The organism is Nocardia elegans NBRC 108235 (genome assembly GCF_001612845.1).
GTDB classification, from domain to species: domain Bacteria; phylum Actinomycetota; class Actinomycetes; order Mycobacteriales; family Mycobacteriaceae; genus Nocardia; species Nocardia nova.
In genome coordinates this window covers 16,534-29,476 of sequence record NZ_BDBF01000075.1, presented here as the reverse complement: position 1 = coordinate 29,476, position 12,943 = coordinate 16,534, and the positions used below count along the sequence as shown (strand labels likewise).

The following is a 12,943-nucleotide window of genomic DNA, read 5'->3' as shown; positions in this document are numbered from 1 at the left end:
GCTGCGGCAACGCCGGCGCTGAGGTCCGCGACGACCGCACGGAACCGTTCGGCATCGACCGAACCGGGTGGACGGCCGCGGACGGCCCGGGGCGGCACCCGGTGGCTGCTCGCGGTGCTCGGGGTCGTGCTGCTCGCCGGAGTCACCACCGCGTGCGGGGGCAGCAGCGGCGCCTCGGGCGAGCAGGGCGCGACCACAGCGACGCTGGCGAATCCGGATCCGACGCCGATCGGCCCCGAGCCGGTGCCCGCGCTGCCGGTCACCGTGCACTCGTTCGACGGCGCCGAGGTCACCGTCACCTCCGCGGACCGGATCGTGGCCGTGGACCGCTACGGCACCCTGGCCCAGACCGTATGGGCGCTGGGCCTGGGCTCCAAACTGGTGGGCCGCTCGACCTCGGCGGCCTTCCCCGCGGTGCGCGACGTGCCCAACGTGGCCGGCGGCAACGGCAGCATCAACATCGAAGCCGTTGCCGCGCAACGGCCCACGGTCTTTCTCACCGACACCACCAGCGCCACCCCCACCATGCGTGATCAGCTGCGCGCGCTGGGCATCACGGTCGTGTACTTCGACCCGCAGCGCACCATCGACGGTGTCGGCCCGCAGATCCGGTCGGTCGCCGACGCGCTGGGCGTCCACGACCGAGGGGTGAGGCTGGCCGACCGCACGCACGCCGAGATCGCCGCGGCCACCGCCGCGATGCCGAAACGTCAGCCGCCGTTGAAGATCGGATTCGTCTACCTGCGCAGCACCGCGATCACCATGCTCGCCGGGCCCGGCTCGGGCGCCGATTCGCTGGTGACCGCACTGGGCGGCGTGGACGCCGGAACCGCGGCGGGACTGACCGAACCGTTCACCACCATCACCAGCGAGGCGATGATCAGCGCCGCACCGGACGTGCTGCTGGTGATGTCGGACGGGCTGAAATCGGTCGGCGGCGTCGACGGCCTGGAGAAGGTGCCCGGGGTCGCCCAGACGCCGGCCGGGCGCGATCACCGCGTCGTCGACATGTCCGATGCGGTACTGCTCAGCTTCGGACCCGAAACCGGGCATGTGCTCGAAGCCCTGTCGAAGGCCGTCTACGGCACCCAGCCCGCATGAGCCCCGGCGATTCGCCCGGTGAGGACTCGGCCGCCGATCCCGGTCTGCGACCGTCCGGACCGAATCCGGAACCGTCTGGGGGATCCGTTGCGGCGCAACATATCTCAAGGCTGCCGGTTGCCGAGTCGAGCGCGAACGGCGCATCCGAGCCGGAGAACAGTGCGGGCGCACACACTTCCGGGCCCGATGCGCTCAGCGGCCGGAGTGCCGAACGGTCGACGGTCGCACCTTCGGCCGGGACCGGTGGCGGTGCGTCTTCCGACACGCAGCGGGCAGAACCGCATCCGAGGTCGAACTCGGCCCCGTCCGGTCCGGGCGACGCCGTCGTCGGTCCGCGCACACCGCGTCGCTGGTCCCGCATCACCATCGTCTTCGCGGTGTCGATCGCACTGCTGGTGATCCTGGCGCTGATCTCGGCCGCTGTCGGACAGGTCCCCACGACCCCGCTCGAGGTGGCCGGCAGTGTGCTGCACCGGATCGGGCTCGACTGGGGGCCGATGCCACACCACCCCGCCGGTGAGGTCACGCTGTGGGAGGTCCGGTTCCCGCGGGTTGTGCTTGCGATGCTGGTCGGGGCGGCGCTGGCGACCGCCGGTGCGCTGCTGCAGGGTGTGTTCGCCAATCCTCTGGCCGAACCCGGTGTGATCGGTGTGTCCGCGGGCGCGGCCGTCGGCGCCGGCGTGGTGATCGTGGTCGGTGGCGCGTTCGTGGCGGCCTGGTCGGTCGCCGGAGGCGCGTTCGTCGCCGGACTCGGAACCACACTCGCGGTGTATCTGCTGTCGCGTTCGGGCGGGCGCACCGAAACCGTGACGCTGGTGCTGACCGGTGTCGCGGTCAACGCCTTCGCCGGCGGTCTGATGTCGTTTCTGCTGTTCACCGCCTCCCCCGCGGCGCGCGATCAGATCGTGTTCTGGCAGATGGGCAGCCTGAACGGCGCCACCTGGCAGGCGGTGGCCGTGGTGGCGCCGCTGGCCGCGCTGGGTGTGGCGGCGGCGGTCGCGATGGCGCCGCGCCTGGATCTGCTCGCCCTCGGCGAATCGGCGGCGCGGCACCTCGGTGTCGACGTGGAACGCTTGCGGCGCAACGTGATCGTCGTCGTCGCGATCCTCGCCACCGCTGGGGTGGCCTTCACCGGCATCATCCTGTTCGTCGGATTGATCGTCCCGCACGTGGTGCGCATGCTCGTCGGTCCCGCGCACCGAGTGCTGATCCCACTGTCGGCGATCCTCGGCGCGGTGGTGCTGCTGGCCGCCGACATCGGGGCCCGGACCCTGGTCCACAACGCCGATCTCCCCCTGGGCATGCTGACCTCGTTGGTCGGCGGGCCGTTCTTCTTCTGGCTGCTGCGGCGCACTCGCGCCCGATCGGGAGGCTGGGCATGAGCGGCGCCGGAACGGCACGCGTGCGCGCACTGATCCGCACACTTCGCCCTGCCCACGGTCTTCCGCAACCGACACCGCGCGGTGCGGTGACCCTGCGAGCGCGCGGCATCGATATCGCGCGCGGCGGGCGGCCGGTGCTCGAATCGGTCGACATCGACGTCGTCGCCGGGCAGATCCTGGCACTGGTGGGTCCCAACGGGGCGGGCAAGTCGACGCTGCTGGCCGCGCTGTCGGGCGAAATCGAACCGGCAAGCGGCACAGTCGAACTCGACGGCCGGCCGGTCACCGATTGGACTCCCGCCGATATGGCGCGCCGCCGCGCGGTGTTGCCGCAGAACCACACCGTCGGATTCCCGTTCACGGTGCGCGAGGTCGTCGCCATGGGCCGCTCTCCCTGGGCGCGAACCCCGCGCCAGGAATTCGACGACCGGGTGATCGCCGCCGCGCTGGCCGCCACCGATATGGAACATCTCGCCGCACGGCCGTTCCCAGCGCTCTCCGGCGGTGAGCGTGCCCGCGCGGCGCTGGCGCGGGTGCTGGCTCAGGACACCGAGACGTTGCTGCTCGACGAGCCCACCGCCGCACTGGATCTCGGCCATCAGGAACAGGTGCTGCGTCTGGCCGCGGCCCGGGCCGCCGAGGGCGCGGCGGTCGTGGTCGTGCTGCACGATCTGGGTCTGGCCGCCGCCTACGCCGACCGCGTCGCCGTGCTCGACGCGGGCCGCCTCGCCGCTGTCGGCCACCCCCGCGAGATCCTCACCACCGACCTGCTGACCCGCGTCTACCGTCACCCCGTCGAGGTCATCGACCACCCCGTCACCGGTGCCCAGCTGGTCCTGCCCGTGCGACGCTGACCCCCGTTCATCCCGCGAGCACGTCCGGGTGCCCGAACAGTGCGACCAGCGCCGGATCGTGGAACTTCACCACCCGCGATACTCCGCTGGCGGTCGCCGCCAGCACCACGATCCCGTCCGCACGCAGCTGGCCGTCCGCGGCCCGGTGATAGACGACGGCGGCGGGCTGTCCGTTGGCGGTGGTGGCGACCATCCGCCACTGGCCGGGCGCACCCAGCACGTAGGTGTCGAGCATGCGGAGGCAGTGCGCCCGACCGGCCTGCCAGTCGCGGAACGGGGTCGCCTCCAGCGTGGCATCGGTGCGCAACACCTGTTCGAGCAGCGCGGCGTCGGACCGCTCGAAGGCCGCGATGTAGCCGTCGAGCAGCGCCCGTGCGCGCCGGTCGGTGGGTTCCAGTAGTTTCTCGGGTGCCGGGTCGAGTTCGTCGAGGCGGGCGCGGGCGCGTTGCAGTCCGCTTTTCACCGCCGCCGTCGTGGTCCCGAGAATTTCCGCGGTCTCGGCCGCGGTAAACGCCAGCACCTCGCGCAGCAGGAGGATCGCGCGCTGGCGCGCGGGCAGGTGCTGCAGACTCGCGACCAGCGCCAGCCGCAGCGATTCGCGCGCGACTACCACCGCTTCCGGATCGTCGGCAGTCGCGATCCAGCCGTCCGGAAGCGGTTCCAGCCATGAAACCTCGCCTGCCGCGACATATCTCGGCGGGCTGCCCGACTCGTTGTCCGGACCGCCGAGTCCCGAGGGCAGTACCCGCGGGTGACGCGAGGTCCTCGCGGTGAGGCAGACATTGGTAGCGATCGTGTACAGCCACGACCGCACGGACGCCCGGCCCTCGAACCCGGCGTAGGAACGCCAGGCCCGAAGGTACGTCTCCTGCACCAGATCCTCGGCATCCTGTGCCGAACCGGCCATGCGATAGCAGTGCGCCAGCAACTCCCGGCGGTAGCGCTCGGAGTCGGCGGCGAACCGGTCCCGGTCGGCCGTGCGCGCATGCGCGGTCATATCGCCGAGTGTAGGAGCCGTGATCACGGCCGCAGCGCCAGTTTGCCGACGGTCGCGCGAGCCTCCAGTTCGGCCAGCACCTTCGGGCCCTCGGCCAAGTCGTAGACCGTGGGCCGGGCCGGTTCGACCACGCCGGCCGCGACGAGGGCGAACAACTCCGCCATGACCGCCCCGAAGATTTCGGGCGCCGCCTGGATCAGCACGCCGATGTTGAGGCCGATGAGCTGAATCTGGTGTTCGTAGATCAGCTGCCGATTGCTTATCGTGGCGTCGCCACCCGCCGCGCCGAAGACGACCACCCGGCCGGTGACTCGTTTGGTCGCGGCGAGAGTGTCCGCGAAACCCGAACCGCCCGCGGATTCGAGCACGAGGTCGGCGCCGGCGCCGCCGGTCAGCTCCCGCACCTCGGCGGCCAGGCTCTCACCGCGCGAGTCCAGAACGTGGTCGGCGCCCAGCCCGCGCACGATGTCGTGTTTGCCGGGCGCCGCGGCGGCGATGACCGTCGCCCCGAAGTGTTTGGCGAGAGTCACCGCGGCCTGTCCGGTCGCGCCCGCCGCGGCCTGGATCAGCACCGTCTCACCGGCCGCGAGGCGGCCCAGCGGTTTCAGCGCGGCGAGCGCGGTAGGGAGGTTGACGGTCAGGCCCAGGGCCTGTTCGGCGGTCCAGCCCTCCGGCACCGGCACGGCCGCCGCGGCCGGGAGGACCAGGTATTCGGCGAACGCGCCTTCCCCCACGCCGACCACGCGCGTTCCCGGCCGCGGTTCGGTCACGCCCTCGCCCGTTGCCACGACCTCGCCCGCGGCTTCGAAACCGGCCGGGTACGGCGGCTGCGGGCCGCCGAGGAACGTCCCCCGGCTTTTCGAGATGTCGGCGAAGTTGACCCCGGCCGCGGTCACCCGGATCAGGATCTCGCCGCGGCCCGGGTGCGGCACCGGCGCGTCGGTGATCAGGCACGTGTCCTGCGGGCCCCGCAGGGACGTCTGGTGCAGGGCTCGCATGGTCGCGGGAACGCTCACGGCACTCAACTCTCTTTCTCGGCTCGTCGCGGCCCACCGGTTCGGCGCCGCCGACCATGTAGACCTCGGGCGCCGCGAAAAGGAATCGGTGGGCCGGCGCGAGTTCGCGGAGCGAACGACCTTGACGAGCCCGGCCGGGCGCGTTACCCGCCCTGGATTCGTCGTTCCTGTGGGGTGTGGCCTCTTCCGGATTCCAGAGCGAAGGCTCTGCCTCGGAAAGCAATTGGTCGGTGACCGCACCCGCCCGACCGTCCCGGGCGGCACCGATCTCGTGAAATCGGTTGGTGCCGAGCAATTTCGGCTTACAGTGGTCGACGGAGGCGGGGGGTCGTAGGCCGACTTCGGGAGTCGTCTCCGAGAGGGGAGATGTGCGATGACGACGCCGAAGACGCCTCAGAAGTCCTCCGGTTCCAGATCCTGGCTGCGGCGGCATTGGCCCGGGTGGACGAAGGTGGCGGCCATGGTAACAGCCGCCGGCACGCTCGGCGCCACACTCACCGCTGCCGTCGCCCTGTGGTTCACCGCGCAATCGCTGCGCGCGACGAACAATCAGTACGCACTGTCCGAGCAGGTGGCGGTGACCGACCGTTTCCGGCTGGCCGCAGAACAATTGGCATCCGACAGGATCAACGTCCGGATCTCCGGTATCTATCTGATGGAACGGCTCGCGAAGGACTCGACGGCAGATCACGCGACCGTGTTCTCCGTGCTCGAGGCGTTCGTGCGGACCCAGACGGGCGCAGCCGGGTGTGACGACTCCGAGGCGCGGCCCGACTCCGCCGTCGAGCCGCCCGCCGACATCCAGACCGCGCTCACGGTCATCGGCCGCCGTGACGCCGCTCGGGACGGCGACCATCGAGTCGATCTCAGCCGGACCTGCCTGAACGGCGCGACCCTCACCGGTGCACGACTGGCGGGCGCGGATCTGACCGGCGTGCGCCTGATCGGCGCGACCCTCGGCCATGTGGACCTCACCGGCGCGAAGCTCAGCGGCACACGTTTCGCCTTCGCCGATCTCACCGAGGCGAATTTCGGCAACGACGATCTCACCGGCACAGACCTGCACCGGGCGACCCTCACCGGCGCGCGACTGGCCGGCGCGAATTTGACCGGCGTCCATCTGACCAGCACGAAGCTCAACGACGCCGACCTCGTGGGCGCGAAACTGACCGGCGCACTGCTCACCGGCGCCGACCTGACGGATGTGAAATACGACGACGGCACCGAATGGCCGGACGGGTTCGCTCCCCCGCCCCGGTGACCCGCCGCTACCGGGTCAGCGCCGCCCGCGGAAGGTGCGGCGCAGGTCGTCGATCCACAGGTCCGGGATCTCCCACGGGATGAAGTGGCCGCCGCGGTCGTGGACGGTGAGATCGACGTGGTTGTACCACTGGGCGCGGTCGCCGGTGCGGAAGTTCTCGACGCGGCCTTCGGTGTCGACGCCGGGCGGGTTCTCGTAGCCGACGAAGGTGATGCCGGTGGGTGCCTGCACGACCGGGAGCCGGTCGTGTGAAGGCGTCCAGGGATAGCGATTGTTGTTGGCGTAGAGGCGGATCGAGGTGCCGATGGTGTTGGTGGCCCAATAGATCGTGGCGTGGGTGAGCAGATCGTCTCTGCTGAACACGGTTTCGACATCACCGCCGTTGTCGCTCCACTTGCTCCACCGCTCCAGAATCCACGCCAGCATGCCCGCCGGAGAATCCGACAGGGCGTGGGCGAGGGTGCTGGGGGCGAGCAGGTGCGCGGCCAGGTGGACGGCGAAACGTCTGTCCAGCTCCACGAATCGTGCGTGCACCGCCGCGGGCAGGTCGTCGGGAATCGGCCGTCCACCGCTGAAGTCCCAGGCTCGATCGCCGTTGAACAGGGTCAGTTTCAGCCCGGATCCGATGTGGATGGCATACAACTCCTCGGCGTACTTGTGGCCGAGCTGCGCGGTGACCAGCGCGCCGACGTCGCAACCCGCGGCGGCGTATTTCTCGTACCCCAGCACCTCGGTCATCAGCGTGTGCCAGAGGTCGGCGACCTTCCAGAAGTTCAGATCGGGGCGGTCGAGCAGCGGACTGGAGAATCCGAAGCCCGGAAACGACGGCACGATCACGTCGAAGGCCTCGGCCGGGTCGCCGCCGTGCGCGCCCGGGTCGGCCAAGGGCCCGGCGACCTTGGACCAGTGCCAGAACGTCCAGGGCCAGCCGTGCGTCAGAATCAGCGGCGTCGGATTCGGGCCGACTCCGGGCTTGCGCATGATATGGATCGGCACCCCGTCGATGTCGGCCTTGTAATGCTGATAGGTGTTGATCTCGGCTTCGGCTGCGCGCCAGTCGTATCCGCTGCGCCAGTAGTCGACGAGCTCCCGCAGATAACCGGCGGGCACGCCGTAATACCCGTCGTCGTTGCCGACGTCGTCGGGCAGGCGGGTCCGTTCCAGGCGCTGCCGCAGGTCGGCGAGCACACTGTCGGGGACGTGAATCGTCGTGGGAGTCAAGGGAAACGGTCGGGCATTGTCGGTGGTGTCGTTCATATGTCCTCCTGCGCCGTGTGAACGCCACAATTACATAAGCAACTTATTTAAGCAACTTGTATAAGTGCCGGATATAGTTGCCCGTGTGGACGACATCGATGATTTCGACGTGGACGGGTTCGCCGCGGTGATCGAGGACTTCAACCGCGTCTATATCCGCATACCGGTCCGGGAGAAGCTGCCGTTCACCACGCTGTCGGTGCTCGACACCCTGGCACAGCGGGGCCCGATGCGACTGACGGAGCTGACCGATACCGAACAGATGACCCAGCCGGGCATCACGCAACTCGTCGCGCGCCTGGAGCGCGACGGCCTGGTGCTGCGCCGCCGCGATCCCGGTGACGGTCGGGCTGTGCTCGTGCACCTCACCGAGGCCGGCCGGCAGATCCGGCGCAGCCGCCACGACGACCGGGTGCGCTATCTGGTTCCGTTGATCGGTGAACTGAGCCCCGCGCAGCGCCGGGCCTTGGCGGCCGCCCTACCCGCGCTCACCCGGCTGGCGCAGCTGGAACGGGAGCGCTGACACCGCGCATCCGTCCCGGCCCGCTGTTGCCTGCGGAAGGCTCACCGCCACACCAATTTCAGCACCGCCGGGGTCAGCAGCATGCGGATCACCGTGGCATCCAGGATCAGGGCCGCGATCATGCCGTAGGCGATGTATTTCATCAGCACCAGATCGGAGAATCCGAACGCACCGGTCACGACGATGAGAATCGCCGCCGCCGAGGTGATCACCCCGCCGGTGTGGGCGATGCCGTAGCGGATCGCCTCCGCCGGCGGCGCCCCGCCCGCCCGCGCCTCGGCCATGCGCGATTGCAGGAACACCTCGTAGTCGGTGGACAATCCGAACAGCACCGTCACGATCAGCACCAGCACCGCGAACATCAGCGGCCCCGGGGTGAAACCGAGCAGGCCGGCGCCGTGCCCTTCGACGAACAACCACGTCAGAATGCCCAGTGCGGCACCGAGACTCAGCGCGCTCATCAGCACGGCCTTCAACGCCAGCACGATCGAGCGGAAGGCGACGTACATCAGCACCAGGGCCGCGGTCGCCAGAATCGTTGCCAGCAAGGGTAATCCGTCGATGAGGCCGTGAATGGCGTCGCGTTCCAGGGCCGGCACCCCGGCCACCATCACCTGCACCCCGGGCGGATGCGGAATCGCACGCAGCGCCGCGATGGCGGCGTCGGCGTCGGTCTTGTGCACCAGACCGGTGGACAGCACATTGATCCCGTTGGTCGTCGGCGCCGCCGCCTCGAACGGACCCGTCAGCCCCGGTGCGAAATTGGCTTGGAACCGGATATCGGACAACTGCTGCGGATCCGCCCCCACGACCACCAATTTCAATGGCTCCGTGCGGAATTCGGGAAACAGCGTGTCGAATTTCTCCTGTGCCACGCGGGCCGGGTTGTCCGCCGCCAGGTATCGCTCCGACAGACCGCCGAATTCGATATTGCGGAACGGGATCAGCAGGAAGAGCAGTCCGGCCACCACCGGCACGATCACCCGCGCGGGATGGCGCATCGCGAACAGAGCCAGCTTGGAGAAGAACCCGTTGTCGATCTCCTGGGCGCTGCGGATCCCGGCGAACCGGTGCCAGCCCCACAGATCGATGCGCCGCCCGACGATACTCAGCGCCGCCGGCAGCGCGGTCACCGACAGCAGCGCCGCCAGCAGTACCGAACTGATGCCGCCGTAGGGCACCGAGCGCAGCACCCCGTTCGGGTAGATGAACAGCGCCGCCAGGCTCACCGCGATGATCGCGGCGGAGAACAGCACCGTGCGCCCGGCTGTGGCGACCGTGCGCGCGGTCGCCTCCTCCACACTGCGCCCGGCCGCCAGCTCCTCCCGGAACCGGGTCACCGCGAACAGGCCGTAGTCGATCGCCAGCCCCAGGCTCACCAGGGTGACCACGGCGCTGGCGAAGACGTTGACGTCGATGTGGTCGGTGAGCAGTCGCATCATGCCCTGACTGCCCAGGATCGTCATCCCGCCGATGAGCACCGGCAGCAGCGCGCCGACCACGCCGCCGAACACGAAATACAGCAGCACGGCCACCACCGGCAGCGCGATCAGCTCGGCGCGGTGGATATCGTCCTGCATCCCGATGTTGATGCCCTCGACCACCGGTTGCAGACCCGCCGGCTGTACCGTCGTGCCGCCCGGTCCGCGCCCGGAACCGCCTGCGCCCAAATCCTTTCGGATGGCGAGGTAGTTGTCGACGGTGGCGGTGTCGGAGCCGTGCAGGCCGATGCTGGCGAAGGCGTGGGTGCGGGAGGCGTCGGCGAACTGCCCCATCATCGAGCCGTCGAAGTAGCTGTCGATCTTTTTGATCCGGTCCGGATACCGGTCGTGCAGATCCTTCAGCGCCGAGGCGATCGCTGTGCGGATCGGCGGATCGTCGACGGTGTGGCCGGGTGGTGCGGTGTAGAGCACGATCACGTCGGCATCGGTGTCGCGGCCGAAGGTCTGGTCGGCGAGTTTGGAGGCGACCACCGATTCGCTGTGTTCGTCGAACCATCCGCCCTGGGTCAGCCGGGAGCCCAGATCACGGCCGTAGAACCCCGAGACGGCCACGATCAGCACGAAGATCGCGAACACCAGGTAGCGATGGCGATGAACGAATCGACCCCAACGCAGGAGAAACCCCTCGAGCATGCCGGGGGTCAGCCGCAGGCCGCGGTGCGGTAGTCGGCCGAACGCAGGATCCCGCACAGATCGTTGCGCGAGATCTTCCACTTCCCGTCGATATCGACGAAATGCACGATGGTGGTGCGCACGTTCTCGCCGCTGCCGTCCTTGTCCAGCCGCATAGTGGCGGTGAGGGTGCCGTCGTGGTTGTCGAATACCGGATCGACCACGCCGTAGACGGCGCGCGGATTGTCGTGCAGCGCCTTGTACATGTCGGGAATGGCGTCCTTGAACGCGGCGCCGTCCTCGATCAGGTCGGTGCGTTCACTGTCGGGCAGCGAGGGATCCAGTGCGCGTTTGATCTGTGAATCCAGCTGTGCGGCGGTCGGTAACGGCGGCCGGTTGGCGCTGCTGACGGCGGCCGCCTCCGAGGAGGAGGTGAGCGCGGCGTAGGCCGACGAGCGCGCCGCCGCCACCGAAGCCTCGTCGGGACCGCTGTCGCAGGCGGCGATCACCAGCGCGAGCATCGTGATTCCGAATGCGCCGTGGACCGTGCGTCGCAATGCCATTACGTCCTCGAATGTGTCGAAAGTAACCGGTGGTTCCTACAGTCTGGCACGTGTGATCAGCGGCCCTCGATGACCGCGCTCAACCGGTTCAGCAACGCGCGCACCGTCGTGGTCGCCCCGCGCTGCGCCGAGACCGGCACAGCGGTCGGCACCAGATCACGCACCAGGGCACGCACACTGCGGGCGTCGTCGAGGTCGATATCGGTGACGGCGGCCTCGACCACGGCCACCACATCCTCGGGGCCGGGCACGTCGGTGGGGGTGTCGGCGCGGTAGATCTCGAGGGTGAGGGTGGAACGCACCGTGCGGAAGGCGAACGGCTGCCCCTCGGCCGTCCGGCCGAACCCGTGCGCGAACGGACCAACGGTTAAATCTTCAAGTGTGAATTCAGACGTGCGGTCTGTTTCCAACCGAGACTCCCCTGGTTCGACGTCCGATATGAGGTATCCACGGTAACGGGTGAGGCGCGTGCCACGCCGGAACCACCCCGGTGACCGGGCCGCGTGTCCGATCATGGTCAGATGAAACAGTACGCATGAGTCACACGAAGGAGTTCGGAGCATGCGGGGTTACCGGTCGGCACTGGGTGCCGTCCTCGCGGCCGCCGGCGCCGTCGTGCTCGTCGCGGGCTGTTCCTCCCACAGCGACGACACCACTGCCCCCGCGGCCGGTGCTCCCGGACGCGCCGCCGCCGCGCCGGCGGCGACCGCCACGCCCGCCGGCGCCGTCACCGCCTTCGGGCCGGTCGGGACACTGCTCGCCGAACCCGCCACCGGCCGGGTGGTCACCCTCGACCCCAACGGCCTCGGGTTACGCCTGGTCGACCCCGCGAATCCCGCGGCCGCGCGGGCGATCACCCTGCCCGCGCAGGCCACCGGCCTCGCCCTCGGCGCCCCGGGCGAGGTGCTCGTCGCGGGCGGGCGGGAGGTGTTGCGCGTCGATATCGCGACCGCCGCGATCCGCCCGGTGCCCGTCGACGGCGACGTGCGCGCGATCGCGCGGCGCGGGGACGGCAGTCTGGTGGCCGGACTCGACGGTGGCCGCGTGCAGATCCTCGACGCGGACGGACATCCGAACAAGACCGTCAGCGGCCTGAGCGCCGTCGACGCGGTGGCCGCCACGGCGAACGCTGTCGCCACGCTGGATCTGGACCAGACCACTCTCACCGAACTCGACCTCGATCACGACCGCCCGGGCCTGGCCCTGCGCGCGGGCCTGGGCGCCACCCATGTGATCAGCGACCACTACGGCCGCCTGCTGGCCACCGACACCTCCGGCGGCGCCCTGCTGGTCTACACGACCGATCCGCTGCTGCTGCGCCAGCGCTTCCCGGTCGGGCCCGCCCCCTACGCACTGGCCTACGATGAGCGGTCCGACACCGTGTGGCTCACGCTCAGCGGAAGCAACGAGGTGGTCGGTTTCGATCTGTCGACCGGTATACCGGAAGAAGTGGGTCGCTTCGCAACGGTGCGCCAGCCCAATTCGCTGACGATCGACAGCCGCACCGGCGACATGTTCGTCGGGTCGGCAACCGGAGACGGTCTGCAACGCATCGGCGCGGACCAGAGGAAGAGAGGTCAGTGATGGCTCGAGCGCCTCGATACGAGTCGGCGTCCGGCGCCGCACACCACGACCGGCGCAGACGGTCGATTCCCGTGGGATGGGAGGAGACCAGCGAAGAAGGAGAATACGAGTACGTGCCGCTACGACTACCCCCGGACGTGAATCGGGTCACCGCGTCCATGCGCCTGGCCATCCAAGCCGAATTCGGCGGCTGGGAGCTCTCGCGAGTGCGCGCCTACACCGACGGCAGCCGGCGAGTGTTGTTGCGGCGGCGCAAAACCAGCTTCCCCGTGACCGAAACGGGGATGTGAG

Annotated in this window: 13 protein-coding genes; 7 read left to right on the top strand and 6 right to left on the bottom strand. The window is 69.5% G+C overall.

Annotated elements, in window-relative coordinates; genetic code table 11:
* Window positions 1-126: 126 nt before the first annotated feature.
* From NE2_RS32555 to NE2_RS32545, 3 genes are all read left to right on the top strand, one after another.
* Window positions 127-1,101 (top strand): heme/hemin ABC transporter substrate-binding protein, encoded by a 975-nt coding sequence (locus NE2_RS32555; RefSeq protein WP_233429954.1) that lies wholly within the window; start codon window positions 127-129, stop codon window positions 1,099-1,101.
* 377 nt (window positions 1,102-1,478) lie between these two features.
* A complete protein-coding gene (locus NE2_RS32550; protein WP_104365421.1) occupies window positions 1,479-2,483 on the top strand; it encodes a FecCD family ABC transporter permease in 1,005 nt (334 codons plus the stop codon).
* On the top strand, window positions 2,480-3,337 hold the full coding sequence (locus NE2_RS32545) for a heme ABC transporter ATP-binding protein (protein WP_063032331.1): 858 nt from the start codon (window positions 2,480-2,482) through the stop codon (window positions 3,335-3,337). Before NE2_RS32550 ends, NE2_RS32545 begins: the two co-directional genes overlap by 4 nt.
* Window positions 3,338-3,344: 7 nt before the next feature.
* On the opposite strand, the gene NE2_RS32540 is transcribed toward NE2_RS32545, so the two are convergent.
* The gene (locus NE2_RS32540) at window positions 3,345-4,334 is read right to left on the bottom strand and encodes an RNA polymerase subunit sigma-70 (RefSeq protein ID WP_063032329.1); all 990 of its coding nucleotides are present in this window, start codon (window positions 4,332-4,334) and stop codon (window positions 3,345-3,347) included.
* 23 nt (window positions 4,335-4,357) lie between these two features.
* A complete protein-coding gene (locus NE2_RS32535; RefSeq protein WP_063032345.1) occupies window positions 4,358-5,350 on the bottom strand; it encodes a zinc-binding dehydrogenase in 993 nt (330 codons plus the stop codon).
* Between the two features lie 460 nt (window positions 5,351-5,810).
* Between NE2_RS32535 and NE2_RS32530 the strand changes: the two genes are divergently transcribed.
* Window positions 5,811-6,611, top strand: a complete 801-nt coding sequence (locus tag NE2_RS32530) for a pentapeptide repeat-containing protein (protein ID WP_167356814.1) — start codon at window positions 5,811-5,813, stop codon at window positions 6,609-6,611.
* A 15-nt stretch (window positions 6,612-6,626) separates the two neighbouring features.
* Here NE2_RS32530 and NE2_RS32525 read toward each other — a convergent pair whose 3' ends face one another.
* Complete coding sequence (locus NE2_RS32525) at window positions 6,627-7,868, bottom strand: epoxide hydrolase family protein (protein WP_063032325.1); 1,242 nt, start codon at window positions 7,866-7,868, stop codon at window positions 6,627-6,629.
* Between the two features lie 85 nt (window positions 7,869-7,953).
* Here NE2_RS32525 and NE2_RS32520 point away from each other — a divergent pair, with 85 nt between their 5' ends.
* Window positions 7,954-8,391, top strand: a complete 438-nt coding sequence (locus NE2_RS32520; RefSeq protein WP_063032323.1) for a MarR family winged helix-turn-helix transcriptional regulator — start codon at window positions 7,954-7,956, stop codon at window positions 8,389-8,391.
* Between the two features lie 41 nt (window positions 8,392-8,432).
* Here NE2_RS32520 and NE2_RS32515 read toward each other — a convergent pair whose 3' ends face one another.
* The 3 genes from NE2_RS32515 to NE2_RS32505 are packed head-to-tail and all read right to left on the bottom strand — an operon-like array spanning window position 8,433 to window position 11,370.
* Window positions 8,433-10,526, bottom strand: coding sequence for an MMPL family transporter (locus NE2_RS32515; protein ID WP_063032343.1), 2,094 nt, complete (start codon window positions 10,524-10,526; stop codon window positions 8,433-8,435).
* Between the two features lie 8 nt (window positions 10,527-10,534).
* Window positions 10,535-11,068, bottom strand: coding sequence for a WKL family lipoprotein (locus NE2_RS32510; RefSeq protein WP_030516907.1), 534 nt, complete (start codon window positions 11,066-11,068; stop codon window positions 10,535-10,537).
* A gap of 56 nt (window positions 11,069-11,124) precedes the next feature.
* Window positions 11,125-11,370, bottom strand: a complete 246-nt coding sequence (locus NE2_RS32505; RefSeq protein WP_228816737.1) for a hypothetical protein — start codon at window positions 11,368-11,370, stop codon at window positions 11,125-11,127.
* A 259-nt stretch (window positions 11,371-11,629) separates the two neighbouring features.
* Between NE2_RS32505 and NE2_RS32500 the strand changes: the two genes are divergently transcribed.
* Window positions 11,630-12,652 carry a hypothetical protein gene (locus NE2_RS32500; protein WP_063032318.1) on the top strand — a complete coding sequence of 341 codons (1,023 nt, stop codon included), beginning with the start codon at window positions 11,630-11,632 and terminating at the stop codon, window positions 12,650-12,652.
* On the top strand, window positions 12,652-12,942 hold the full coding sequence (locus NE2_RS32495; protein ID WP_063032316.1) for a DUF5703 family protein: 291 nt from the start codon (window positions 12,652-12,654) through the stop codon (window positions 12,940-12,942). The genes NE2_RS32500 and NE2_RS32495 overlap by 1 nt, the downstream gene beginning before the upstream one ends.
* Window position 12,943 lies beyond the last annotated feature (1 nt).

What these genes read in the sequence shown, in the direction of transcription:
- NE2_RS32545 (WP_063032331.1), top strand. Translation starts at nt 2,480, where the DNA reads ATGAGCGGCGCCGGAACGGCACGCGTGCGCGCACTGATCCGCACACTT.
- NE2_RS32540 (WP_063032329.1), bottom strand. Translation starts at nt 4,334, where the DNA reads ATGACCGCGCATGCGCGCACGGCCGACCGGGACCGGTTCGCCGCCGAC.
- NE2_RS32530 (WP_167356814.1), top strand. Translation starts at nt 5,811, where the DNA reads ATGGTAACAGCCGCCGGCACGCTCGGCGCCACACTCACCGCTGCCGTC.
- NE2_RS32525 (WP_063032325.1), bottom strand. Translation starts at nt 7,868, where the DNA reads ATGAACGACACCACCGACAATGCCCGACCGTTTCCCTTGACTCCCACG.
- NE2_RS32515 (WP_063032343.1), bottom strand. Translation starts at nt 10,526, where the DNA reads ATGCTCGAGGGGTTTCTCCTGCGTTGGGGTCGATTCGTTCATCGCCAT.
- NE2_RS32510 (WP_030516907.1), bottom strand. Translation starts at nt 11,068, where the DNA reads ATGGCATTGCGACGCACGGTCCACGGCGCATTCGGAATCACGATGCTC.
- NE2_RS32500 (WP_063032318.1), top strand. Translation starts at nt 11,630, where the DNA reads ATGCGGGGTTACCGGTCGGCACTGGGTGCCGTCCTCGCGGCCGCCGGC.
- NE2_RS32495 (WP_063032316.1), top strand. Translation starts at nt 12,652, where the DNA reads ATGGCTCGAGCGCCTCGATACGAGTCGGCGTCCGGCGCCGCACACCAC.